At 64.9% G+C, this 25,689-nt stretch carries 22 protein-coding genes; 12 read left to right on the top strand and 10 right to left on the bottom strand.

The features are described 5' to 3' along the window. Nucleotides 1-81: 81 nt before the first annotated feature. Entirely contained in the window at nt 82-1,293 is a 1,212-nt protein-coding gene (locus AC0L3J_RS01780; protein ID WP_473345676.1) for an acyl-CoA dehydrogenase family protein, read from the top strand. Nucleotides 1,294-1,434: 141 nt separating this feature from the next. After that, nucleotides 1,435-2,574 (top strand): acyl-CoA dehydrogenase family protein, encoded by a 1,140-nt coding sequence (locus AC0L3J_RS01775; RefSeq protein ID WP_473345675.1) that lies wholly within the window; start codon nt 1,435-1,437, stop codon nt 2,572-2,574. A gap of 167 nt (nt 2,575-2,741) precedes the next feature. On the opposite strand, the gene AC0L3J_RS01770 is transcribed toward AC0L3J_RS01775, so the two are convergent. From AC0L3J_RS01770 to AC0L3J_RS01725, 10 genes are all read right to left on the bottom strand, one after another. Continuing rightward, a complete protein-coding gene (locus AC0L3J_RS01770) occupies nt 2,742-3,779 on the bottom strand; it encodes an amino acid ABC transporter substrate-binding protein (RefSeq protein ID WP_027514482.1) in 1,038 nt (345 codons plus the stop codon). Nucleotides 3,780-3,833: 54 nt separating this feature from the next. Further along, nucleotides 3,834-4,427, bottom strand: a complete 594-nt coding sequence (locus AC0L3J_RS01765) for a L,D-transpeptidase (RefSeq protein WP_354206045.1) — start codon at nt 4,425-4,427, stop codon at nt 3,834-3,836. Nucleotides 4,428-4,748: 321 nt separating this feature from the next. After that, nucleotides 4,749-5,723 (bottom strand): hypothetical protein, encoded by a 975-nt coding sequence (locus AC0L3J_RS01760; protein WP_473345674.1) that lies wholly within the window; start codon nt 5,721-5,723, stop codon nt 4,749-4,751. 83 nt (nt 5,724-5,806) lie between these two features. Further along, nucleotides 5,807-6,370: a thioredoxin family protein gene (locus AC0L3J_RS01755; protein WP_473345673.1), complete on the bottom strand. Its 564-nt coding sequence runs from the start codon at nt 6,368-6,370 to the stop codon at nt 5,807-5,809. A 31-nt stretch (nt 6,371-6,401) separates the two neighbouring features. Further along, complete coding sequence (locus AC0L3J_RS01750; protein ID WP_473345672.1) at nt 6,402-7,100, bottom strand: cytochrome c biogenesis CcdA family protein; 699 nt, start codon at nt 7,098-7,100, stop codon at nt 6,402-6,404. A 499-nt stretch (nt 7,101-7,599) separates the two neighbouring features. Next, on the bottom strand, nt 7,600-8,211 hold the full coding sequence (locus AC0L3J_RS01745; protein ID WP_018456005.1) for a sigma-70 family RNA polymerase sigma factor: 612 nt from the start codon (nt 8,209-8,211) through the stop codon (nt 7,600-7,602). Nucleotides 8,212-8,506: 295 nt separating this feature from the next. After that, on the bottom strand, nt 8,507-9,241 hold the full coding sequence (locus AC0L3J_RS01740) for a response regulator (RefSeq protein ID WP_473345671.1): 735 nt from the start codon (nt 9,239-9,241) through the stop codon (nt 8,507-8,509). Between the two features lie 10 nt (nt 9,242-9,251). Next, nucleotides 9,252-10,997 carry an ATP-binding response regulator gene (locus AC0L3J_RS01735; protein ID WP_473345670.1) on the bottom strand — a complete coding sequence of 582 codons (1,746 nt, stop codon included), beginning with the start codon at nt 10,995-10,997 and terminating at the stop codon, nt 9,252-9,254. Then, nucleotides 10,967-12,997 carry a sensor histidine kinase gene (locus AC0L3J_RS01730; protein ID WP_473345669.1) on the bottom strand — a complete coding sequence of 677 codons (2,031 nt, stop codon included), beginning with the start codon at nt 12,995-12,997 and terminating at the stop codon, nt 10,967-10,969. Before AC0L3J_RS01730 ends, AC0L3J_RS01735 begins: the two co-directional genes overlap by 31 nt. Nucleotides 12,998-13,051: 54 nt before the next feature. Continuing rightward, nucleotides 13,052-14,047, bottom strand: coding sequence for a TRAP transporter substrate-binding protein (locus AC0L3J_RS01725; protein ID WP_473345668.1), 996 nt, complete (start codon nt 14,045-14,047; stop codon nt 13,052-13,054). A gap of 202 nt (nt 14,048-14,249) precedes the next feature. On the opposite strand from AC0L3J_RS01725, the gene ugpB reads away from it, so the two are divergent. The 10 genes from ugpB to AC0L3J_RS01675 all read left to right on the top strand — a co-directional run bounded on the left by ugpB (nt 14,250) and on the right by AC0L3J_RS01675 (nt 25,615). Then, nucleotides 14,250-15,572, top strand: a complete 1,323-nt coding sequence (ugpB, locus tag AC0L3J_RS01720) for a sn-glycerol-3-phosphate ABC transporter substrate-binding protein UgpB (RefSeq protein ID WP_473346059.1) — start codon at nt 14,250-14,252, stop codon at nt 15,570-15,572. Nucleotides 15,573-15,762: 190 nt separating this feature from the next. Next, complete coding sequence (locus AC0L3J_RS01715; RefSeq protein ID WP_473345667.1) at nt 15,763-16,710, top strand: aminoglycoside phosphotransferase family protein; 948 nt, start codon at nt 15,763-15,765, stop codon at nt 16,708-16,710. A 385-nt stretch (nt 16,711-17,095) separates the two neighbouring features. After that, a complete protein-coding gene (locus AC0L3J_RS01710; RefSeq protein ID WP_473345666.1) occupies nt 17,096-18,718 on the top strand; it encodes an ABC transporter substrate-binding protein in 1,623 nt (540 codons plus the stop codon). 209 nt (nt 18,719-18,927) lie between these two features. Next, nucleotides 18,928-19,941, top strand: coding sequence for an ABC transporter permease (locus tag AC0L3J_RS01705; RefSeq protein WP_473345665.1), 1,014 nt, complete (start codon nt 18,928-18,930; stop codon nt 19,939-19,941). A 2-nt stretch (nt 19,942-19,943) separates the two neighbouring features. After that, a complete protein-coding gene (locus AC0L3J_RS01700; RefSeq protein WP_354127039.1) occupies nt 19,944-20,843 on the top strand; it encodes an ABC transporter permease in 900 nt (299 codons plus the stop codon). Nucleotides 20,844-21,132: 289 nt separating this feature from the next. Further along, nucleotides 21,133-22,890, top strand: a complete 1,758-nt coding sequence (locus AC0L3J_RS01695) for a dipeptide ABC transporter ATP-binding protein (protein ID WP_473345664.1) — start codon at nt 21,133-21,135, stop codon at nt 22,888-22,890. A gap of 19 nt (nt 22,891-22,909) precedes the next feature. Further along, the gene (locus AC0L3J_RS01690) at nt 22,910-23,089 is read left to right on the top strand and encodes a DUF4089 domain-containing protein (RefSeq protein WP_473345663.1); all 180 of its coding nucleotides are present in this window, start codon (nt 22,910-22,912) and stop codon (nt 23,087-23,089) included. Between the two features lie 7 nt (nt 23,090-23,096). Further along, on the top strand, nt 23,097-24,494 hold the full coding sequence (locus tag AC0L3J_RS01685; protein WP_473345662.1) for an AtzE family amidohydrolase: 1,398 nt from the start codon (nt 23,097-23,099) through the stop codon (nt 24,492-24,494). 1 nt (nt 24,495) lies between these two features. Next, the gene (gene hpxZ, locus AC0L3J_RS01680; RefSeq protein ID WP_473345661.1) at nt 24,496-24,888 is read left to right on the top strand and encodes an oxalurate catabolism protein HpxZ; all 393 of its coding nucleotides are present in this window, start codon (nt 24,496-24,498) and stop codon (nt 24,886-24,888) included. Between the two features lie 4 nt (nt 24,889-24,892). Beyond that, nucleotides 24,893-25,615 (top strand): GntR family transcriptional regulator, encoded by a 723-nt coding sequence (locus AC0L3J_RS01675; RefSeq protein WP_456767193.1) that lies wholly within the window; start codon nt 24,893-24,895, stop codon nt 25,613-25,615. The last annotated feature ends 74 nt before the right edge of the window (nt 25,616-25,689 follow it).

Here is a 25,689-nt window from a genome sequence, read left to right as displayed (position 1 = left end):
GACACGGAAGTGGTTGAATTCCGCGGGAGCTTGGCCCAGAGTCGCGCTCAACAAGCCGATATAGATTGATGGAAACGATCCATGAGCGACAAAACGAGCGAGACTGAGACCGCCGATCTCGAAACATTCCGCAGCGAAACGCGCGCCTGGTTGGAAGCCAATTGCCCGGCGGAGATGCGCAAGCCCGCGACGTCCGATGCCGACGTGTTCTGGGGCGGACGCAATGCAAAGTTCTCGTCCGAGCCGCAGCGCATCTGGTTCGAGCGCATGCGCGACAAGGGCTGGACCGTACCTGATTGGCCGAAGGAGTACGGCGGCGGTGGCCTCAGCGCTGCCGAGCACAAGGTGCTGCGCGCGGAAATGGCCAGGATGGGCGCGCGTCCGCCGCTGTCGAGCTTCGGCATCTGGATGCTCGGGCCGGCGCTGCTGAAATACGGCAACGACGCCCAGAAGAAGGAGCATCTGCCGAAGATCGCGGCGGGCCTGATCCGCTGGTGCCAGGGCTATTCCGAGCCGAACGCCGGCTCCGATCTCGCCTCGCTGCAGACCCGCGCCGAGAGCGATGGCGACGATTTCGTCATCACGGGGTCGAAGATCTGGACGTCCTATGCCAACTACGCCGACTGGATCTTCTGCCTCGTCCGCACCGATCCCACCGCGAAGAAGCATGACGGCATCAGCTTCATCCTGTTCGACATGACCTCGAAGGGCGTGACGACCAAGCCGATCCTGCTGATCTCCGGCTACTCGCCGTTCTGCGAGACCTTCTTCGATAACGTCCGCGTGCCGAAATCGCATGTGGTCGGCACCGTCAACCGCGGCTGGGACGTCGCCAAATATCTGCTCCAGCACGAGCGCGCGATGATATCCGGGATGGGCGAGCGCGGCGTCGGCCGTCCGCTCGGCCAGATCGCGGCCGATTCCGTCGGCACCGATGCGCTGGGGCGGCTCGACGATTCCATGCTGCGCGGCCGGATCGCCAGCTTCGACGTCGATGAAGCCGCCCTTGCAGCCTGCGCCGAGCGCGCGGTCGATCTCGCCAAGGCGGGTCAGGCGCATCCGGCGTTCTCGTCGGCGATGAAATATTACGGCACCGAGCTCAACAAGCGCCGTTACGAGATCCTGATGTCGGCCGGCGGCGTCGATGCACTGGAATGGGAGAGTGAACGTTCGAAGCAGGGCGCGCGTCCTCGCGCCTGGCTGCGGACCAAGGCCAACTCGATCGAGGGCGGCACCACCGAGGTCATGCTCGGCATTGTCGCCAAGCGCATTTTGGATTTGCCGGGGGCGTGAGCCTTTCCGTCATTCCGGGGCGCGACGAAGTCGCGAGCCCGGAATCTATTCCTCGACCAGCGCTGCCGCACAATGGATTCCGGGCCTGCGCCTCACGGCGCATCCCGGAATGACAAGAAAATATAGAATCGGAACACGCACATGGCCCTCGTCCTCACCGAAGAACAATCGATGCTCCGCGACAGCGCGCGCGGGCTGATCAGCGACAAGGCGCCGGTGTCGCATTTGCGGCATCTGCGCGACAGCAAAGACCCCACCGGCTTTTCCAGGGAGTTTTGGCATTCCTTCGCCGAGATGGGCTTTGCCGGCTTGCTGGTGCCGGAAGAGTTCGGCGGCAGCGGCCTCGGCTATGTCGAGGCCGGCGTGGTGATGGAGGAGATCGGCCGCACGCTGATGCCGTCGCCGTTCCTCGCCACCAGCGTCGTTGCGGCCTCGGCGCTGAACCGTGGCGGCAATGCCGCGCAGAAGTCGGAATATCTGCCGAAGATCTCCAACGGCTCCCTGCTGGCGACGCTCGCGATCGACGAGAGCGCAAAACACCGCCCGCTTCAGACCAGCCTCCAGGCCGTGCGCGCCGGCAACGGTTTCAGGCTCTCCGGCGCCAAGGCGCTGGTGGTCGACGGTCACGTCGCCGATCTGCTCATCGTCGCTGCGCGCACTGCGGGTTCGGCCGGCGAGCGCGAGGGGCTGACGCTGTTCCTGGTCAACCCGAAGGCCAGGGGCGTTGCGATCGAGCGCACCATCATGGTCGACGCGCACAATGCGGCGCGGATCGAGCTCGCCAATGTCGAGGTCAACGCCGACAGCGTGCTCGGCGAAGTCGACCAGGGGGCCGGCTTGCTCGACGGCGTGCTCGATATCGGGCGCGGGGCGGTGGCCTCCGAAATGGTGGGCCTGAGCGAAGAGGTGTTCAACCGCACCGTCGAGTACCTGAAAAGCCGCAAGCAGTTCGGCAAGCTGATCGGCGAATTCCAGGCGCTGCAGCACCGCGCCGCCGAGCTCTATGTCGACATCGAGATCACCCGCGCCGCCGTGATGAAGGCGCTGCAGGCGCTCGATACGGACGTCGCCAAGGCCGCATCAAGCGTCGCAGTGGCAAAAGCCCGCGCCGGCACCACCGCCACCCGCGCGGTGCAGGAAGGCGTGCAGATGCATGGCGGCATGGGCATGACCGACCAGTTCGACATCGGCTTTTTCATGAAGCGCGCGCGCGTGTGCGAGGAATTGTTCGGCGACGCCAATTACCACACCGAGCAGCTGGCAAGGGCGCGGGGATATTGAGGCTCGTAGCCCGGATGGAGCGCAGCGAAATCCGGGTTCTGTCCACGCGGCGAGATCGCCCCGGATTGCGCTGCGCTCCATCCGGGCTACGGTCCTCGCGAGGACCGTCACCGCGGAGGGATTCTGGATTGCTTCGCTACGCTCGCAATGACGGTGGTTAGACCGTCTTATCGCACCGGCGGTGCATACTGCACGCCGCCTGCATTCCACAGCTGGTTCATGCCGCGCGGGATCTTCAGCTTCGACTTCTCGCCGATGTTGCGCTCGTACATCTCGCCGTAATTGCCGACGTGGCGGATGATGCGGACGACCCAATCCTTGGTCAGGCCGAGCTGCTCGCCGTAATTGCCCTCGGTGCCGACCAGCCGCATCACTTCCGGCTTCTTCGACTTCAGGGCCTCGTCGATGTTCTCCGAGGAGACGCCGAGCTCTTCGGCGTTGATCATCGCGTACAGCGTCCACTTCACGATCATCATCCAGTCGTCGTCGCGCTGGCGCACGACGGGCGCGAGCGGCTCCTTGGAGATCATGTCCGGCAGGATCATGTGGTCGCCGGGCTTCGACAGGTTGATCCGCAGCGCGTAGAGCTGGGAGACGTCGGCGGAGAGCGTGTCGCATTTGCCGGTGTCGTAGGCTTTCACGACGTCGTCCAGCTTGTCGAACTTCACCTCTTCATACTTCATGTTGTTGGCACGGAAGTAATCCGCGACATTGAGCGCCGTGGTGGTCCCGGTCTGGACGCAGACCTTGCTGCCGGTCAGGTCCAGCGCGGTTTCCTTGTTGCGCGCGCGCGGCAGCATGAAGCCTGCGCCGTCGTAATAGGCGACCGCGGGAAAATAGAGATCGTAGTCGAGCTCGCGCGCCATGCTCCAGGTCGAGTTGCGCGAGAGGATGTCCACCTTTCGGCTCTGCAATTCCTTGAAGCGCTCGCTGGCATCGAGCGCGACGAATTTCGCCTTGCTCGGGTCGTTGAAGATCGCGGAGGCCACCGCGCGGCAGAAATCGACGTCGAAGCCGGTCCAGTTGCCCTTGTCGTCGGGGATCGAGAAGCCCGGCAGGCCCTTGTTGACGCCGCACAGCACTTCGCCGCGGCGGACGGTGCGCTTCAGCGTGCGAGTGTCGTAAAATTCATAGATGATGGCCAGGACAGCGACCAGCACGGCGACTGCGAGCCCGATCAGCAGGCCGCCACGAAAAGTGCGCATCATGTTGCTCTCTCGAAATAATCGGGAAAAGGAATATTCGCCAGGGCGAGGAGATCAGAGCTCGGGCTTCTGCCGGATGACAACCTTGGTGCCAACAGGGACGCGATCGTAGAGATCGGCGACGTCACGGTTGACGAGCCGGAAGCAGCCCGAGGAGACCTTGGTGCCGATCGTGTCGGGCCGGTTGGTGCCGTGGATGCGGTAGACCGTGGTGCCCAGATACATGGCGCGGGCGCCGAGCGGATTGCCGGGGCCGCCGGCCATGAAGCGCGGCAGATAGGGCTGGCGCTGGATCATCTCCGGCGGCGGCGTCCAATCCGGCCATTCCTTCTTGTTGGTGATGTTCACCAGCCCCTGCCACTGAAAACCATCGCGGCCGACGCCGATGCCGTAGCGGATCGCACGACCGCCGGGCTGCACCAGATAGAGATGCCGTTCGGCGGTCGAGATGATGAGGGTGCCGGGCGCTTCGGTGGTGCGGAAGTAGACGACCTGCTTCTGCCATTCCGGATCGAGCTCGAAAGCATCGTCGGCGACCAGGCCCGGCTCGTCGCCGCGGTCGGGCTGCTGGGCGTAGGCATGGGGCGCGGACAGGATCAGGCCGATCGCAGCCACAAATATCCCGGTCAGGCGACGAAAATCCGTCATTTCAAGCTCTCCCCACTGCCACAGCGAATATCGTTCGGAACCATCTGAACCCAGCGGCAGCTTCATGGCAAGTTGATGGCGCGCCCGGCTGGTATGTCACGAGAATGCTTTGGTTTTTTGACGGACCGCGCGCAATGCCACAAATGGGGGATGGCGCGAAAAGCAGTGGTCGCGGCGTCGCCTAGGGTGGGCGACCAGATTTGCATTCACAAGCGCCGTCATGCCCGGGCTTGTCCCGGGCATCCACGTTCTTGGCGCTATGGGGGTAAAGACGTGGATGGCCGGGACAAGCCCGGCCATGACGATGTGGAAGCAGCGATATCAGATCTGGTTGTTCTCCGGCTTAATCCCGAGTCGCCGGACGATCTCCGTCCCCACGGCCCGGGCCTCAGGCCGAGACCCGATGCGAGGGCTGCGAAACCGTTGCCCGGAGAGCAATCGGATCACGACGATGCAGTGCTCGTCCTCGGAGCGGCCGCGGCGCTCGACCGTGATCGTCTTGACGTCGGGCCCTTCGATGTGGTCGGCGCGCAGCGTGCCGTCGCCCCACAGGCGTTCGACGCGGATATCGCCTTGCCGTATGATCCAGAACGCGCCGGTCACAAGATTGGCATAACGGGAAACGCCGAAAGCGGCGATCGCGCCGATTGGCAGCAGCATGATGTCGACCGGCCCGGGCGACAGGCCACGCCACAGCCTGTAGGCGTAGGGAACGGCGCACAATGCGACGACGATCAGTGCGACGATCCTGATGTCCCTTGGAGAAAACGGCTCGAGCGGGTCGCCGAGACGCATCTCGGGATTGCTGGCATCGAGCAGATTGACGGGAGATTCGACGTCGGGAACGTCGAATTGCGCGGCGATCCGCGCCACCGTGTCGTGCACGTGCGTGACGTCGCTGATCGGCGGCGATGTCAGGCGCTCACCGGAGGCCAAGGTGAAGGCGAGCTGGAAGCGGGCTTTCGCCCTCTTGCTGCCGGGAACCTGCAATCCCCTGATGTCGTCCTTGACGACGATCCGCGTCCGGAGTTTTCCGAACGGACGCTGCTCCCCGATCAGGATCTCGTCCGGCGTGATGATCCACACCACCGCCGGCGCCAGCATGATGATGGCGACGAACGCCGCTCCCACCAGCAGCGCGACCACGGAGATGATCACCTCCAGAGTGTCGTGCGTGAACAGGCCCGGCGTGAAGCACAGCGCAACGGCGGCCGCAAAGCCGGACATCACCAGCCGCTGCGCGATCGAGGCGCCTTCACGAAGGCGAATGTCAGTGTTGCTGGTGGCGTCGTCCATCGCGGGCGGCTGATTACGTGGCCCGCGAAACTCCACGGACGGGTCCATGGAGTCAAGCAACAAGGGCGAGACCCGCGCCGCTGTTAGCTGTTGGCGTTCAACAGCTTTGCCACGGTGCGGTCGATCTCGTCATAGCGGCCTTCGCCCGCGTGCTGGAACACGATCTTGCCGTTCTGGTCGATGATGTACTGCGCCGGCCAATACTGGTTGCTGTAGGCGTTCCAGGTCCTGGAATCATTGTCCTGCGCCACCGGATAGGTGATGCCGTGCCGCTTCAGCGCCGCCTGCACACTGGAGGCCGAGCGCTCGAACGGGAATTCCGGCGTGTGCACGCCGACCACGACGAGACCCCGGTCCTTGTACTTGGCGTAGAGCTCGGTGACGTGCGGCAGCGTGTTGACGCAGTTGACGCAGCCATAGGTCCAGAAGTCCACCAGCACGACCTTGCCGCGGAGGTCGGCGAGGCTGAGCGGCTTCGAGTTGAACCAGTTGTTGATGCCGGTGAAGTCGGGCGCAGTCTGCTGGCTGGCGGCAGCGGTGACGACAGGAACGGCGCGCGCGGCCTCGTCGCAGATGCCGGGGATGACGGCGCCTGTTACGGCGATGCCGACCAGTGCGGCGGAGACGGCGAGCAGTTTGAAAGTCATGGACGAGTCCTCCGGTTGAGATGCGCGATGTTCACAGGCCGATCTGGCCGGTGGGATAGAAGCCGGTGAGCCACGCCACGATCAGCGTGTCGTATTGGAAATAGGCGGCGACGGCGAAGCCGATCACGACGACGCCAAAACCCTGCTGCAGCCGCGGCGAGATGCGCGCGAGACTGCGCACCCGCGTGGTCGCGGCCTGCCCGCCATAGGCGATCGCCAGCATGGGGATCGCCGCGCCGATCGCGTAGGCGATCAGCAGCGTGCCGGCCCAGGTCGCGTTCTTAGTTGTCGCGACCAGCGTCAGGATCGAGCCGAGCACAGGGCCGGCGCAGGGCGTCCAGACCAGGCCAAGCGTGGTGCCGAGCACGAGCCCGCCGAGCGCGCCCTCGCGCTGCGTGGCGCCGGAGTTGCCGAGATCGAGCCAGCCGTTGAGCCGGATCGACAGCCATTCGAACGGCGCCGGCCACAGCATCAACAGGCCGAAGCCGAGCAGCAGGATCGATGCCACCTCGCGCAGCACATTCGGATCGAAATCGAACAGTCGCGTGATCGCACCGAGCAGCAGCGCGGTCGCGGAGAAAGACATGACGAAGCCGAGCGCGATCATCGCCGGGCGTAAGTGTCCCGCGCGCCCGATCGAGGCGCCGAGCAGGATCGGCAGCATCGGCAGCGTGCACGGCGCGGCGATGGTGAGGATGCCGGCGAGGATGGCAAAGAGAAGTTCGAGCATCGGGGCACTCGTGATGGGGTCACGAGGATGGTTCGTGGGTGATGGGCGGATTGTTACGAGTGTCACGTGCTCGTGACGGAGGAGCCGTGGCCGCATCGGCGGTGTGCCCCCTCTCCCCCTCGCGGGGGAGGGTTGGGGTGGGGGCTCTCTCCGCGAGCGAGACTCCCCAAGAGGAGAGAGCCCCACCCGCCGCGCCCGGGACGATGCTTCGCATCGCCCATGGCGCGTCGACCTCCCCCGCAAACGGGAGAGGTGCACCGTCCCCGCGGTCAGCTCTATCGCCCCACAGACCCCCAAACACAAAACGACCCGGAGGGGGGCATCCCGTCCGGGTCGCTGGAGGTCTTGGGAGGTTTAACGAAACCGTATGTGAGTTTTATAGGAGGGAAGTTTTTCCGCCTGATGTTGTGCTTTGTTTCAATTGTTTCGTCGACGGTAACACTTCCGTGTCCGGGACAGGGTCAAAACAAACTCCCTATCCCTTTGAAATATTTGAGCTTCAGGCGGCAAAGCGCTCGACGCCACAGCCCTTAAGCAATTCGGCGAGTTGCTTGCGGGCGTAGAACATCCGGGTCTTCACCGTGCTCTGGGGGATGCCGATGATCTGTCCGACCTCCTCCACCGACTTCTCATGGTAGTAGACGAGGGTGATGATTTCCCGATGCGCGGGTGACAGCTTCTGAACGCAGGCGCGCAGGATGGCGCTGGTGTCGCTGCGGTCGAGCGAGGTCTCCGGTGTGTCGCAACCGTCGGCGATCTGGCGCACGTCTTCCTGGTCGATGTCCTCGAAGCGGCGCTGGCGCATCGCGGTCAGCGCCTTGAAGCGGGCGATCGAGAGCAGCCAGGTCGAAACCTGCGAGCGGCCCTGGAATTGGCCGGCGGTCCGCCACACGTCCAGAAACACCTGGCTGACGAGGTCTTCCGCCGTGGTGGCGTCGCGCACGATCCGCAGGATGAAGCGGTAGACGCGCACATTGTGCCGGCAATAAAGGATGTGCATCGACGTCCGGTTGCCGTCGGCAATGCTTTCGAGAAGCATGTCGTCCGAGGTCGCCTGAGCGGCAATGATGCTCTGGCTGGCTTGGGCGTTGATGGCGATGACGTTCGGCATTGACTTGGCTCCCCGTAGCGCCGCAACCGAGCGGCGTTTCCTTCGACCAAAGTGTTAATGAGCCAACGTTTCGGGACGTCTGCACGAAAAGGGGAAAATGGTTTCGTGCGCCATCAAATTGTTTCGTCGGATTAGCCGCGACGAAACATTTGGGGCAAAAAAGCGTGGAATTTCAATGTACGGAAAATACGGGGTGGGGACTAGGCGACGAGCCGGAGGCGCCGGGAACGTATTTCGGGCCTTTGCGTTCGCACTCCCCGTGTCGTCCTGGCTTTCGCCAGAACGACAATGGCCCCTACGCCTTCTCGCCCGCCGGCGAGAACAGATAGCCGCCGCCGCGGATGGTGCGGATCACGGCGGGTTTTGTCGGATCGGGCTCGATCTTTCGGCGGATGCGCATGATGCGCAGGTCGACGGCGCGGTCGAAGGCTTCGGCGTCGCGCGCATTGGCCAATTCCAGCAGGCGCTCGCGCGACAGCACGCGCTTTGGATTGGCCGCGAACACTTTCAAGAGCCCGAACTCGGATGCGGTCAGCGGGTGCTCGTTGCCCTCGTCGTCGCGCAAGGCCTGCGCTTCGAGATCGAGCCACTTCGTCCCGAACCGTACCAATTGCTCCTTGTCCGATTTCGCAGCCGCCGTTTCCGCCACGGCTTTCGCCGGCGCGCTCCGGCGCAGCACCGAGCGGATGCGCGCCATCAGCTCACGCAGCTCGCACGGCTTGGCCACGTAATCGTCGGCGCCGAGCTCGAGGCCGACGACGCGGTCGATCGGGCTCGCCGTCGCCGTCAGCATGATCACCGGCACGTTGATGCGGCTCTTGAGGTCGCGGATGATCGAGAGCCCGTCTTCCTCCGGCATGTTGAGGTCGAGCACGACGAGGTCGGGCATGCTGCCGTCGATCGCCGTGCGCAACGACTTGCCGCCGTCGCACAGCGTCACGGTGAAGCCGTGCATCTTGAGGTAATCGCCGACCATCTCCCGGGCCGGGGCCTCGTCGTCGACGATCATGATGTGCTGGCTTTGGGTCATGGTCCTGAGATCACGGTATTTCGGTCGCGGGGAGGGTGATGGTGAACGTCGAGCCCTTGCCGGGGCCCTCGCTCTCGGCGGTCACCTCGCCGCCGTGCATGTCGATAATACGCTTGACGATGGACAACCCAAGCCCGGTCGAGCTCTCGCCGGCGGTCGGTTTTGCCGACAGCCGCTGGAACCGGCCGAACAAGCGGCCGAGATCCTCCGGCGACAGGCCGGCGCCCTCGTCGCTGACGCGGACGATGGTGTCGCCGCCCTCATGGCTCACGATGACGCCGATCTTGCCGCCGATCGGCGAGTATTTGATGGCGTTGCTGATCAGATTGTCGATCGCCTCGCGGATGCGGTCGGTGTCGCACATGGTGACGATGTTGACGGGCGCGGTGACGCTGATTGCCTGCTGCTTGTTGACGGCCAGCGGCTGGTTGGCCTCGGCGACTTCCTTGACCAGGGCCGCGACGTCGACCGGCTCGCGGCGGATGGTGATGTCGAAGGCATCGGCCATCGCGTCCGAGATCAGATGGTCGACCATCGAGGTCAGGCGCTTGGTCGCATCGCGGATGTGATCGACCTGGGCGACCACGCCGCCTGACGACGCGCCGGTCGAGATCAGCTCCTTCAGCATCTCGGTGCGGCCGAGGATGACGCCGAGCGGGTTCTTCAGATCGTGGGCAACCGTGCCGAGGATTTCGTTCTTGAAGCCGTTGGCGCGCTGCAGCCGCAGCCATTGCGCCGAGAGCCGGCGGTTGGCCTGCATCAGCGCGCGGGTGCGCTGGGCGACGCGGTCTTCCAGCTGGGTGTTGGCGGCCTGGAGCTGCTGGTAGAGGATGACGTTGTCGAAGGCGATCGAGAGCCGGCTGGAGAAGATCTCGACCAGCGAGCGGTCGGTCTCGGACAGCTCGCGCTCGGCCTGCAGCAGCACCACGACCTCGCGCCCGCTTCCGGTGCGCAAATAGATCACGCTGCGGTGGTCGGCGAATTCGTTCTTGCGGCCCTGGAAAGCGGCTTCCACCATCGCGCGCAGATCGGGATCGAGCGCCTTCGACGAGGTCGTGCCGATGAACCGGCTGTAGCAGCCGCTGCCGGCAAGCACCGAGAGCTCGGGGTCGATGCCGCCATTGTCGCGCAAAACCAGGATGCCGGCGCAATCGACGTTGAGCAGCGAGGCGAGCTGGGTCAGCACGCCCTCGGCGAGCCGCTGCATCGACTTGAAGTCGTACAGCGTGGAAGCCGCGTCGATGATGATCTCGAGCCCGCGCCTTGTCTGCAGCATGCGCTCGAGCTGCTGGTAGGAGCGCAGCGCCGCGGTCAGCGAGGTGAACAGCTTGTCGGCGGTGAGCTCGGTCTTGGCCTTGTAGTCGTTGATGTCGTACTGCACGATCACGCGCCGCTCGGGCGCCTGGCCGGGCTGTCCGGTGCGCAGGATGATGCGGACGGTCTCGTTCTTGAGCTCGTTGCGGATGTACTCGACCAGCTCGAGGCCGGCGACATCCGTCTCCATGATCACGTCGAGCAGCACGGCGGCGATGTCGTTATGCGCGGCCATCAGCTTGCGACCTTCGGCCGCGGAATGGGCGGAGAGGATCTCCAGGCCCTGGCCGTTGAGGGAATAGTCCGAGAGCGCAAAACGCGTGCCGTCATGCACGGCCGGATCGTCGTCGATGACGGCGATCTTCCATTTCCGGGCGTCAACATCCTCCGATGCGGTACCGGTGTCGTCGATCAGGTGGAGGACATCGTCCTGTTCGGCCATTGAGAAGTCCCGTCAGTCTCTGTGCTTTGCCCGCCGCCTTTGGCGACCCGGGGCATGATAATGCGAAATGTAGTGCCTTGTCCCAGCTTGGATTCCAGCATCATGCGACCGCCGAGCTGCTGGGTGACGAGGTTATAGACGATATGGAGGCCGAGTCCCGTGCCACCTTCATTGCGCCTGGTGGTAAAGAATGGGTCAAAGGCCTGGCGCTGCACGTCGGAGGTCATGCCGGCCCCATCATCGGTGAAGATGATCTCGACGTCGTCGGCCCCGCGGGGCCGCGCCGAGATCGTGATCGTGCCGGCGCGGCCGTCGGCAAAGGCGTGGTTGGCGGCATTGAGGAACAAATTGGTCAGGATCTGGCCGTAGGAGCCGGGATAGCCGTCGAGCAGCAGTCCCTCGGGCATGTCGACATTTAGCGTGATCGGCGAGCGCTTCAGCACCGGGCGCAGGCTCGCGATGATCTGGTCGGTGGCTTCGCTCAGTGAGAACTGCCGCCGCTCGGCATGGGAGCGGTCGACCGCGACCTGCTTGAACGACTGGATCAGTTCGCCGGCGCGCTGGAGATTGGCGACGAGCTGCTGCGAGGCGTCGCGCGAGGACTGCACGAATTCTTCCAGCTGCGAGCGGCGCAGGCCGCCGTCGCCCTTGAGCTGGGCCTCGAAGATCTCGGTGCGCCGGGCAAAGCTCGACGCAACGGTGAGGCTGATCCCGATCGGATTGTTGACCTCGTGCGCGACGCCGGCGACGAGGCCGCCGAGAGCTGCGAGCCTCTCGGCATCGATCAGATTCTGCTGCGCGGCATTGAGCTCGAGCAGCGCGCTCTCGGCCTTCTCCTTGGATGCGCGCAGCTCGTCCTCGGTCTGGCGCTTCGCGATCGCGTTTTCGCGGAATACTTCCACCGCGCGCGCCATGGCCCCGACCTCGTCGCGCGCGCGCGTGCCTTGTACCTCGCGGCCGAGGTCGCCGAGCGTGATCGCGCGCATCGCCGCCATGATCTGCTGCAGCGGCAGCCGGATCGACAGCGCGATCAGCACGCCGGCGGTGAGGATGATGCCGAGGAAGATCACGGCGATGGAGAGAACACGGCGGGAAATGTCCGCCAGCGTGCGGTCGAACGTCTCCTGCGCCTTCTGCTCGCGCTGGCGCATCTTGGTGGAGAGATCGTCGATGGCGCCGATCGCCTCGGCCTGGTTGGCGTCGATGGTGTTGCGCAGCAGCTCGGTACGGTTCGTGAGCTGCTCGGAGAGCTTTGCGAAGCCCTCGCGCAGCGCGGCAGTGCGGGCCGCGAGCCGCCGCAGCGCCATGCGCTGCAGGTCGTTGTCGGCGAGATCGATCATCACGGGGATGGTTTTCTCGATCGTCTCGGTGTTGCGGCGGGCGTCGTCGGCCGCACCCGATGACAGCGACAGATAGTAGGAATTGGCCGCAACCAGCATCGCGGTGAAGGCCTCGCGCGACTTGCCCAGCGACGGCCAGATCAGCGCGTCGCGATGGCCGGTGGCGCCTTCGATGATGGAGTAAAGGCCGGCCATGTCCCTGGCCGGTCCCTGCACCTGATCCTCATAGGTCTTCGCGATGGTGGCCTGCACGCCGCGCAGCTCGCCGAAGCCGTTGAGGAAGCGGTCGGTGGTGCGCTCCAGCTCCTCGACCGAGCCCGACAGCATCGGGTCCTTGGCGGCACGGTTGGCCAGCGTCCCCAGCACCGCCTCGCGCAGCAGCAGGATCTCGGCGAACAGATCGGGGCTCGGCTGGTTGATGTAGCGGTGGATCAGATTGTGCAGCCGCCCGGTCTCGCTTTCGAGCAGCGCCAGGATGCGGTCGGATTCGCGCACCTGGCGCACGTCGTCCCAGGCCGAGCCGAGCACCTGCGAGCCGTTCCAGATCAGCCCGACCAGCACGATGACCACGGCGGAGTTCAGCGCCGCGATCGACAGGATGCGCCAGCGGATCGGCACCGCCCGGAGCACGCCGACCAGCCGCGCGCGCAGCCGCCCCATCGGTCCGGGAGACCTGTCTGCATGCTCGCTGTGTCCAAGCCCGGGCAAGAGGCCTCACTCCACCTTGCGAATGCGTTCGATCAGCGCGGCCGCGACCGGATCCTGCCCGGCCTTGGCGTAGATCGCGACCATCGCGTCTTCGAACGGCTTGCGGTCGATATCCCTGACGATGGTGACGCCCGCTGCTTCCGCCTTGCGCTGCGACTGCTCCTCGAGGTCGCGCCATTTCTCGCGCATGAACCGGCTGGAGCGCTGCGCGGCTTCCCGGAAGATGGTCTGGTCGTCGGCCGAGAGGCTTTTCCACGCCTTCAGCGAGATCACCAGCACTTCGGGGCTCATCGTGTGCTCGGTGAGCGCGAGATAGCCGGCATGCTTGTAATGGTCCGTCGTCACGTAGGAGGGCCAGTTGTTCTCGGCGCCATCGATCAGATGGTTGGCAAGCCCGGCAAGCACCTGCCCATAGGGCATCTCGACCGGCTCCGCGCCGAGCGCGCGGATCATCTGGCTCATCAACTCCGACTGCTGCACCCGGATCCGCAATCCCTTGAGGTCCGCGACGCTTCTGACCGGGCGGGCGCCGTTGTAGATCGACCGCGCGCCGGAATCGTAGAAGGCGAGGCCAACGAAGCCATAGGGCTCGAAGCTGCCGAGAATCTCGCCGCCGATCGGCCCGTCCAGCACCTTCTGCATGTGCTCGATGGACCGGAACAGGAACGGCATCGCCAGCACGTTCATCGCCGGGACGAAATTGCCGATCAGCGCCACATTGGTCCGGTTGAGATCGATCGCGCCGACCCGGGTCTGCTCGATGGTCTCCTTCTCTTCGCCGAGCTGGCGGGAGTGGAACACCTTGACCTCGTGCCGGCCGCCGCTGCGCTCGGCGATCAGGGCGCCCATGTAGCGCAGCGCCTGCACGGTCGGATAATCCTCGGTCTGGGTGTCGGCGGCGCGGAATTCCCGCGCAGCGGCTCCCGTCGCGCAGATGGCGATCAGAAGCGCGACGAAAACCACCCCGATCCGCGAGCGTTCGGCACGGTTCAACACTGGCACACTCAACCCCTCAGTGGTGGAGTCTATGGCGGGAGCAAAAGGTTCAATGCAATCTAGCAGATGGTCGGGGGAAGGCCATCCCGCCGGGCGCCCCGGCGTGATTGTGCGGCGCGGCCGGCGCTCATTCCCGGTTGAAACCGCAAATGCCGCGCCTTAAGCAGGGACGGTCGCCGTCGTCGCGCGATACGGAAAGAGCATCGTGATTTCAGCATTGCGCTTCTTGCAGGTCGTTGCCGCCCTTGCGGCCCTCTTCTTGGCCATGCCGGTGCGGGCCGCGACCGACATCGCGTGGTGGCACGCCATGTCCGGCGAACTCGGCCGCCAGCTCGAGAAGCTCGCCTCCGACTTCAACGCCTCGCAGCCGGATTATCGCGTCGTGCCGACTTACAAGGGCAGTTACACCGAGACGGTGACGGCCGCGATCTTCGCCTTCCGCTCGCGCAGCCAGCCCGCGATCGTCCAGGTCAACGAGGTCGCCACCGCCACCATGACGGCTGCCAAGGGCGCGATCTACCCCGTGTTCAGCCTGATGCGGGACATGAACGAGCCGTTCTCGCTCAATGACTACCTTCCCGCGGTCTCCGGCTACTACACCGATGCGGCCGGCAATCTCTTGTCGTTCCCGTTCAATTCGTCGACGCCGATCCTCTATTACAACAAGACCATGTTCCGCGACGCAGGGCTCGATCCGGAGGCGCCACCGAAGACCTGGCCGGAGCTCGGTGCTGCTGCAAAACGCCTGCGCGATCGCGGCGTAGCGTGCGGCTTCACCACCTCCTGGCCGTCCTGGATCCATGTCGAAAATTTTTCCGCCTTCCATAATCTGCCGCTGGCAACGCGGATCAACGGCTTCGCCGCACTCGATGCGGAGTTGACGATCAACAATTCGTCTCTCGTGCGTCATGTCGCCGAGCTCAGCGAGTGGCAGAAAACGAAAGTGTTCGACTATAGCGGTCGCGGCCAGTCGGCCGAGCCGCGCTTTCAGAACGGCGAATGCGGCATCTTCATCGGCTCCTCGGCGACGCGCGCCGACATCAAGGCGAACTCGAAGTTCGAGATCGGCTACGGCATGATGCCGTATTGGCCCGACGTGAAAGGCGCGCCGCAGAACTCGATCATCGGCGGCGCCACGTTGTGGGTGCTGCGCGACCGGCCCCGCGAGGAATACAAGGGGGTGGCGCGATTCTTCGCCTATCTGTCGCAGCCCGGCGTGCAGGCCGCCTGGCACCAGAACACCGGCTATCTGCCTGTCACCCGCGCCGCCTTCGAGCTGACGCGCGCGCAAGGGTTCTACGAGCGCAATCCCGGCTCGGCGATGTCGTTCGAAGAGATCACGCTGCATCCGCCGACGGAGAATTCGAAGGGCATCCGGCTCGGCTCCTTCGTGCTGATCCGCGGCGCGATCGAGGACGAGCTGGAGCAGGCCTTTGCCGGCCGCAAGAGCGCGCAAGCCGCGCTCGATGCCGCGGTCGAACGCGGCAACAAGATCCTGCGCCAGTTCGAGCGCGCCAGCCCGGATCGGTAATGCGCGCCGAGCGCACGCCTCGTCCTTCGAGACGACCGCTGGCGCGGTCTCCTCAGGATGAGGCTAAGCGGCATCGGTGCCCGCCAAAATTGTTGTCGCGCACTCCGTCCTCATCCTGAGGAGCCCGCCAAAGCGGGCGTCTCGAAGGATGGGCCGCGGGGAAACTACTCTTGAAATGCATTAGGTTACGATGTCGATGTCACTCCCCCACTTTATCGACGCGGAAAGCTTTCGCGCCTTTCGCGCCGACCCATCGCGATGGCTGCCGATCGCCATCGACATCGCCCGCAGCCACGGTCTCGATGTCAGCGTGCCGCACGTGTTTGCCACCGGCACCAATCTCGTGGTCGGGCTCGGCGATCACCTGATCCTGAAAATCTTCCCGCCGCTGCTGCGTGCGCAATTCGTCTCCGAGCGCGGTTCGCTGGCCCAGCTTGCCGGCCGCCTCCATTTGCCGATCCCCGAGATCGTCGCGGAAGGCGAGCGCGACGGCTGGCCTTACCTCGTCATCACACGCCTTGCCGGCACGCTCGGCTCGGAGGTCTGGCCGCAATTACCTGAAGCGCAGAAGGAGCGCGTGCTGCGCCAGATCGGCAAGACCATCGCGTCCGTGCAGCGCGCCCCGCTCGGCGCGCTCGCGCAAATCCAGCCGCGCTGGGACGACTTCATGCGCGCCCAGATGCAGGCGTGCCGCGCGCGGCACACGCGGCTCGGTCTTGCGCCGAAATTCCTCGCCGGCCTCGACGACCTCCTGCGTGATGCGGCCGCCCTCATTCCGATGGATGCGCCGCCGGTGATCCTGATCGGCGAATACATTCCGGAGAACTTCCTGCTCGCCCGCGACGACGACCAATGGTCGCTCGCCGGCCTGTTCGACTTCGGCGACGTGCTGGCGGGCTGGCGCGACTACGATCTGCTCGGCCCCAGCGCCTTCATGGCAGCGGGCCGGCCCGGTCGCGTGCGCAACCTGCTCGAAGGTTTTGGCTATGCGAAGCCGGACTACGCGCTCAAGCGCCGCCTGATGGCACTGATGCTGCTGCATCGCGCCAGCGACCTCAACAGCCACATCTGCATCGAGGGCTGGCAGGACAAGGCCGGCGATCTGGTCGAACTTCAGGACCTGATCTGGCCGGGGTGATCGCCGGCGATCCCCCGCCGTCGTCCTGGACAAGCGCAGCGCGATTCAGGACCCATTACCCGAGGGAGGTGTTTTGCGAAGACTCGTGGTTGCCAGCTTCGCGCCGCAACTTTTCCCTGGGGTAATGGGTCCTGGCTTTCGCCAGGACGACGGCGGTTCAATAAGCCGCCTGCCAAACAAGCGAGACTTCATTCAGCTCATTTTATGAGCAAATGCGCATCTTTGTATGCAATGCCCCAAGACTTGGCGTTTGATCGACGGCCCGACCGATGGCTGTTTCCCCTAAGCATTTCAGAGGCTTATTCCGGTTTAAACTCTCATTAAGCCTTGGCACGAACCTTGCGAATCCAGTTCCAACCAGAAAACTTTGTGTTGGAGCCATTTCATGAAGCGCCGCGATTTCCTCAAGTCCGTTTCCGGATTGGCCGCAGGCGCGGCGCTTCCGGCCATGCCGTCCGTGGTCTCGTCCGCCTATGCCGATGCGCGCTCGGAGACGCTGCTGATCGTCTCGGAAGGCGGCCCCAATAATCTCGACATCCACGGCGTCGGCACCAACGTGCCCGGCTACGAGGTGTCCTGGAATTGCTACGACCGCCTGCTCAGCCACGAGATGAAGAGCGGCCCCGGCGGCGTGCCCTATTACGACCGCGACAAGTTCAAGGGCGAGCTCGCCGAGGACTTCAAGATCGACGACATGTCGGTCACCTTCAAGCTGAAGAAGAACGCCAAATTTCACGACGGCGCGCCTGTCACCGCCAAGGACGTGAAGTGGTCGCTCGACCGCGCCGTCAGCGTCGGCGGCTTCCCCACTTTCCAGATGAGCGCGGGCTCGCTGACCAAGCCCGAGCAGTTCGTCGTGATCGACGACTACACGGTGCGTGTCGATTTCCTGAAAAAGGACAAGCTGACCATTCCCGATCTCGCGGTCATCGTGCCCTGCATCATCAATTCCGAGCTGGTGAAAAAGAACGCCAGCGAGAAGGATCCCTGGGGTCTCGAATTCACCAAGCAGCAGACCGCGGGCTCGGGCGCCTACAAGGTGACGAAGTGGACCGCCGGCACTGAAGTGGTGATGGAGCGCAACGACGATTGGGTCGGCGGTCCCTTGCCGAAGATCAAGCGCGTGATCTGGCGCATGGTGCCGCAGGCCGGCAATCGCCGCGCGCTGCTGGAGCGCGGCGACGCCGACATCTCCTACGAGCTGCCGTTCAAGGATTTCCAGGAGATGAAGGCGAGCGGCAAGCTCAACGTGGTGTCGCTGCCGTTCTCCAACGGCATCCAGTACATCGGCATGAACGTGACCAAGCCGCCGTTCGACAATCCCAAAGTGCGTCAGGCGGTCGCCTACGCGATTCCCTACCAGAAGATCATGGACGCGGTGATGTTCGGGCTGGCAAACCCGATGTTCGGCGCGGCCAAGGACAAGCCGACCGAAGTCGCCTGGCCGCAGCCGCACAAATACAACACCGACATGGACAAGGCGAAGGCGCTGCTGGCCGAAGCCGGCTACGCCAACGGCTTCGAGACCACGATCTCGTTCGACCTGAACTTCGCGGGCGTCAACGAGCCGCTCTGCGTGCTGGTACAGGAGAGCCTGGCCCAGATCGGCATCAAGACCACCATCAACAAGGTGCCCGGCGCCAACTGGCGCACCGAGTTGAACAAGAAGGAGATGCCGCTGTTCACCAACGTATTCTCGGGCTGGCTCGATTACCCCGAATACTTCTTCTACTGGTGCTATCACGGCAATAATTCCGTCTTCAACACCATGAGCTACAAGTCGGCGGAGATGGACAAACTGATCGACGGCGCACGCGCAGCCGCCGCGACCGGCGACACCGCGACCTACGACGCCGACGTGAAGGGCTTCGTCGACCTCGCCTACAGCGACATCCCGCGCATCCCGCTGTACCAGCCCTTCGTCAACGTCGCGATGCAGAAGAACATCAGCGGCTACCAATACTGGTTCCACCGCAGGCTGGATTATCGCGCGATGGCGAAGGGGTGAGGGGGGATGGGTGAGGTGAGCACGCTCTTCAAGCTCCCTCCCCCCTTGTGGGGGAGGGTTGGGGAGAGGGGTAGCGACGAACTCCGACCTCTCCCGGAGCCACCCCCCGCCCTAACCCTCCCCCACAAGGGGAGAGGGAGCGCAGCGGAGCGCGCGGCGATGCTCTCGCGGATCAGCGAGAGCGTTTCATCTTCCTGGAGTGCCCCATCATGCTGACCATGATCGGCAAGCGCCTGATGTTCGCGATTCCCTCGCTGATCGGGGTCGTCATCGTCACTTTCCTGCTCACCCGCGCACTGCCGGGCGATCCCGCGGCGTATTTCGCAGGGCCCGCTGCAACGAAAGAAGCCGTCGAGCAGATCCGGAAAAAACTCGGTCTCGACAAGCCGCTGATCGAGCAGTTCTTCCGCTACACCAACGATCTCGCCCATGGCGATTTCGGCAACTCGCTCACGACGGGCCAGCCGGTCGCGGCCGAGATCCGCAACCGCCTGCCGGCCTCCGCCGAGTTGACGCTGCTCGGTCTCATCGTCTCGGTCGTGATCGCCATCCCTCTCGGCGTGCTGGCGGCGACGCGGCCGGGCTCGTGGGTCGATCATCTCTGTCGTGTGACGACGACCGCCGGCGTCTCGTTGCCGGTGTTCTTCACCGGCCTCGTGCTGGTCTATGTCTTCTATTTCCGGCTCGGCTGGTCGCCCGCGCCGCTCGGCCGGCTCGACGTGTTCTACAGCGCGCCGCCGACGGTCACAGGCTTCTATCTGATCGACACCCTGATCGCGCGCGACTTCGAGGCGTTCCGTTCGGCATCCAGCCAGCTGATCCTGCCGGCGACGACGCTTGCGATCTTCTCGCTGGCGCCAATCGCGCGCATGACGCGCGCCTCGATGCTGGCGGTGCTGTCGTCCGAATTCGTGCGTACCGCGCGCGCCAGCGGCCTGTCGCCCGCAACCGTCATCGTCACCTACGCCTTCCGCAACGCGATGCTCCCGGTCATCACCACGCTGAGCATGGTGTTCTCGTTCCTGCTCGGCGCCAACGTGCTGGTGGAAAAAGTGTTCGCCTGGCCCGGCATCGGCTCCTATGCGGTCGAAGCGCTGATCTCGTCGGACTTCGCGCCGGTGCAGGGTTTCGTGCTGACCATGGCGGTGATGTACGTGCTGCTCAATCTCGTGATCGACATTTTGTATGGCGTGATCGATCCGCGCGTCAGGCTGGAGGGCTAATCATGAGCACCGTTGCGCCTGCTGTTGAACCTGTCGGTCCCGCGCGGACGTCAGGGTTCGTCGCGCTGCTCGATCAGACCCGCTACGTGCTCGGCGAGAACAAGGTCACCGGCTTTGCCTTCGCGCTGCTGATCGTGATCCTCCTTGCCGCGATCTTCGGCCCCTACGTGGTGCCGTATGATCCGCTGGCGTCCGACACCGCGGCGTCGCTGAAGCCGCCATCGGCCGCGCACTGGTTCGGCACCGACCAATTGGGCCGCGACATCTTCAGCCGGGTCGTGGTGGCGACGCGGCTCGATACGTTCATCGCGGTCGCCTCCGTCGTGCTGGTGTTTTTGATGGGCGGGCTCGCCGGCATCGCGGCTGGCTATTTCGGCGGCTGGACCGATCGCATCGTCGGCCGCATCGCGGACACTATCATGGCGTTCCCGCTGTTCGTGCTCGCCATGGGCATCGTCGCAGCCCTTGGCAATACCGTGCAGAACATCATCCTGGCCACAGCCATCGTGAACTTCCCGCTCTATGCCCGCGTCGCGCGCGCCGAAGCGAATGTCCGCCGCAACGCCGGCTTCGTGCAGGCCGCGCGTCTGTCGGGCAACGGCGAATTCCGCATTCTTCTGGTGCATATCCTGCCGAACATCATGCCGATCATGATCGTGCAGATGTCGCTGACCATGGGCTACGCCATCCTCAACGCCGCCGGTCTCTCGTTCATCGGCCTCGGCGTGCGTCCGCCGACGGCGGAATGGGGCATCATGGTCGCCGAAGGCGCCGGCTTCATGGTGTCAGGCGAATGGTGGATCGCGCTATTCCCGGGCCTTGCTTTGATGATCGCCGTGTTCTGCTTCAATCTCCTCGGCGACGGCCTGCGCGACATCGTCGACCCCCAGCGGAGGACGTGATGGCGGGATTGTTCGAAGCTGGTGCCGTCCTTCGCCTCTCCCCGCGTGCGGGGAGAGGCCGGGCCGCGCTAGCGGACCGGGTGAGGGGGGCTCTCCGCGAACTCCTCTGGCAATCGTTTGCGCGGATAGAGGCCCCTCACCCCAACCCTCTCCCCGTAAGCACGGGGCGAGGGAGCGATAGGCTTGTGCCCGCCTCACACGCGAATTTTCGCTCGAAATTCTCTAATGAAATCAATGCCGTTCTACTGTGCATGGGGTTGTTTTCGATGTTTTTGTTTGGGAGGCACCCATGACCGCCCAGCCCCTGCTCGACGTCCAGGACCTCACCGTCGAATTCACCACCCGCCGCGGCATCGTCAAGGCGGTGCAGCACGTCAACATCTCCGTTGCCAAGGGCGAGACGCTGGCGATCGTCGGCGAGTCCGGCTCCGGCAAGTCGGTGACGTCGTATGCGGTGATGCGCATCCTCGATCGTGCCGGGCGGATCGCCGAGGGCTCGGTGATGTTCTCGGGCATCGACGTCAAGGCCGCGACCGAAGACCAGATGCGTGATTTGCGCGGTCGCGAAGTCTCGATGATCTTCCAGAACCCGCGCGCCGCGCTCAACCCGATCCGGAAAGTCGGCGACCAGATCGAGGACGTGCTGCGCACCCATGTCCAGCAGGCCATGGTTTCGGACCGCGGCGAAAAGGCGATCGAGGCGCTGGAGCAGGTCAAGATCGCCCGCCCGCGCGAGCGCTATCACGCCTATCCGTTCGAACTGTCCGGCGGCATGTGCCAGCGCGTCGTCATCGCACTCGCGCTCGCCTGCAATCCGCAGTTGCTGATCGCGGACGAGCCGACCACCGGATTGGACGTCACTACGCAGAAGGCGGTGATGGATCTGATCGTCGAGCTGACCAAGCGCAAGGCAATGTCCACCATCCTGATCACGCATGACCTCGGCCTCGCCGCCGCCTATTGCGACCGCGTCGTGGTGATGGAGAAGGGCCGGGTGGTCGAGACTGCGAAAGCCGCCGACATCTTCGCCAACCCGCAGCACCCCTACACGAAGAAGCTGATGCGCGCGACGCCGCGGCTCGGCGTGAGCCTGCGGGATCTGTTGCCGGAGGAGGAGACGCTTGCCTCTCCCAGCACCGTGTCTGCGGAAGCAGCCCCTCACCCCAACCCTCTCCCCGTGAAGGACGGGGAGAGGGAGAAGACGCCACTTCTCCTCATCGACAAGCTGGTCAAGGAATATCCCCGCCAGGGCGCCACGGCCACGCTCGGCAAATTGTTCGGCCGCAAGCCGCCTGTCGAGCCGGATGTGTTCCGCGCGGTCGACGGCATCAGCTTCTCGATCGGCCATGGCGAGAGCGTCGGCCTGGTCGGCGAGTCCGGCTGCGGCAAATCGACCACGTCTATGATGGTGATGCGGCTGCTTGACCAGACCTCGGGCCTGATCCAGTTCGACGGCGAGGACATCGGCGCCATCGCGCCCGCCGGCTTTGCGCGGCTGCCGCAGCGCAGCCGCATCCAGATGGTGTTCCAGGACCCGACCGACAGCCTCAACCCGCGCTTCACCGCCGTCCGCGCCATCGCCGACCCCATCATGCAGCTCGGCGACATCAGTGGGCGCGACGCGCTCCGCACCCGCTGCGAGGAGCTCGCCACCATGGTGGGCCTGCCGCACAATCTGCTGGATCGCTTTCCGCACCAATTGTCGGGCGGCCAGAAGGCCCGCGTCGGTATCGCCCGCGCGATCGCGCTGCACCCGAAACTCGTCATCCTGGACGAGCCGACCGCCGCGCTCGACGTTTCGGTCCAGGCCGTGGTTCTCAATCTGCTCCAGGACCTCAAGGCGCGGCTAGGTATGAGTTATCTGTTCGTCTCGCATGATTTGAACGTAGTGCGCTTGCTGTGCGATCGTGTCATTGTCATGCGGTCGGGTCGAATCGTCGAGGAAGGATCTTCCGAGAGGGTCTTGAGCGATCCGCAGGACGATTACACCAAGGAGCTGTTGACGGCGATCCCGCATCCGCCGCTGCAGACACTGGGCGCACACTGAGAGCTTGTTTGGGAGCGTGATGGCCGAACCGCTGGACGATTATATCGACGCTGTCACGAAAGCGTTGGCGTTGCCCGTCGAGGAAGCATGGAGGTCGTCCATTCGCGCCAATCTCGAGGTCTCGCTGCGGCTCGGCCGCATCGTCGACGAATTCGCGCTGCCGGACGAGACCGAGCCGGCGCCCGTGTTCACGGTCTGACGCCGCCATGACGACCAAGCCAGAGATGACGGCCTCCGAGATCGCGAGCGCGGTTGCCGGCCGCAAGATGTCCGCGCTCGATGCGACCGATGCCGCGCTTGCGCGCATCAAGCAGCACGACACCACCCTCAACGCATTCACTGACGTCACCGCCGATCGCGCCCGCGCCAAAGCGCGCGCGATCGATGCCGATATCGCCGCCGGCAAGGCCCTCGGCCCATTGGCCGGCGTGCCCTTCGCGGTCAAGAATTTGTTCGACGTCGCAGGCCTCGCCACGCGTGCAGGCTCGAAGATCAACCGCGATCGCGCACTCGCCACACGCGACGCCACGCTGATCGAGCGCATGGAAGCGGCCGGCGCCGTGCTGGTCGGTGCGCTCAACATGGGCGAATACGCCTACGACTTCACCGGCGAGAACGTCCACGACGGTCCCTCGCGCAATCCGCATGACACCACGCGGATGAGCGGCGGCTCCTCCGGCGGATCCGGCAGCGCCGTCGGTGGCGCGCTGGTGCCGATCGCGCTCGGCTCCGACACCAACGGTTCGATCCGCGTGCCGTCCTCGTTCTGCGGCATCTTCGGCCTGAAGCCGACCTATGGCCGGCTCTCGCGTGCGCGCTCTTTCCCGTTCGTCGCGAGCCTCGATCATCTCGGACCGTTCGCGCGCTCCGTCACCGATCTCGCGCTGGCCTACGACGCGATGCAGGGACCGGATGCGGACGACGCCGCCTGCACCACCACACGTGGTCTGGAGCCGACGCTGCCGCTGCTCGCCAATCCGGTGTCCGACCTGCGCATCGCGATCGCCGGCGGCTACTTCCAGCAAAATCTGTTTCCCGAGGCCGTCGAAGCCGTCGGCCGCGTCGCCAAGGCGCTGGGCGCAACGCGCGTGGTGGACGTGCCCGAAGCCGCACGCGCCCGCGCGGCGGCCTACGTCATTACCACCACCGAGGGCGCCTCGCTGCATCTCGATCGGCTGCGCAAACGCCCGAACGATTTCGATCCTGCCGTGCGTGACCGGCTGATCGCGGGCGCCATGGTGCCGGCGCCGCTGGTCGACCGCGCGCAAAAATTCCGCCGCTGGTATCGCGCGCAATTCGCGGAGATTTTCAAATCCGTCGACGTGCTGATTGCGCCCGCGACGCCATGCACCGCGCCGAAGCTCGGCCAGGTCAATTTCAACCTGGGCGGCGTCGAGCTGCCGGTGCGCGCCAATATCGGCATCCACACCCAGCCGATCTCATTCATCGGCCTGCCGGTCGTCGCCGTGCCGGTGCCGCTCGAGCCGCTGCCGATCGGCGTGCAGATCATCGCCGCACCCTGGCGCGAGGACATCGCGCTGCGCGTCGCTTACGCGTTGGAGAAGATGGGCGTCGCCGCCGCGCCCAGCCCAAAAGGATTTTGAGATGGAGATCGATCTCCCCGACGTGATCGCGGACGTCAAAGCCGCGTTCGAGCGCTATGAGCAGGCCCTGATCACCAACGACGTCGCAGTGCTCGGCGAGCTCTTCCGCAACGATCCCCGCACGCTGCGCTATGGCGTCGGCGAGAACCTCTACGGCTATGAAGCGATCTCCGGCTTTCGTGCCGGGCGCTCGCCGGTCGGCCTCAATCGCCGCACCGCGAAAACCGTGATCACCAGCTATGGCCGCGACACCGCGGTCGCCTCCACCCTGTTCTATCGCGACACGATGCCGGGCAAGGTCGGCCGGCAGATGCAGACCTGGGTAAAATTCCCGGAGGGCTGGCGCGTCGTCGCCGCCCATGTCAGCATCATCGACGAGTCGAAAGAGACCTGACCGTATGACGCTTGACGATCTTCCGCCCGGAACGCTGCCGGCCGAACCGGCGGTGCCGCGTGTCGACCGGGCGTCGCCATCAGCGCACAAGGTCACGCGCGCCGAGGAGCTGCGCCTGCAGCTCGCCGACGAGATCGTGCGCGGAGCGCTGCCGCCCGGCGCACCGCTTGACGAGACCGACATCGCGCGCCGCTTCAGCGTTTCGCGCACGCCGGTGCGGGAAGCACTGCGTCAGCTCGTGGCAAGCGGCCTCGTCGAAGCGCGCGCCCATCGCGGCGCGGTGGTGGCGCAGCCCTCGTTCGAACGGCTGACGGGCATGTTCGAGGCGATGGCGGAGCTGGAAGCGCTGTGCGCGGGCCTTGCCGCCGAACGCATGTCCGCCACTGAGCGCCACGGCCTCGAAGCCATCCACGAAGAGCTGCGGGTGTTGAGCTACGCCGGCAATCCCGATCGCTTCCACGAGGTCAACGAGCGCTTCCACAATGCGATCTATGCCGGGTCGCAGAACGGCTATATCGCCGAGATCACGCTGGCGACGCGCGTGCGCGTGCAGCCGTTCCGCCGCGCCCAGTTCCGCAACCTCGGCCGATTGGCAAAATCGCAAGCCGAGCACGACCGCGTCGTCGTCGCCATCATGCGCGGCGACAAGCAGGGCGCCGCCGCCGCGATGCGCGCGCATATCGAGCTGGTGCGCGGGGAGTACGAGATCTACGCGGTCTCGGTTTAAGTAGGGTGGGTTAGCGCAGCGTAACCCACCACTGTTCGCGGCCGCACAGACAGAAGAGGTGGGTTACGCTGCGC

The sequence above is a fragment of the Bradyrhizobium sp. Kon37 genome, assembly GCF_055807535.1.
Note: the sequence above shows the minus strand (reverse complement) of the source record. Positions and strands in the feature narration are given on the sequence as shown.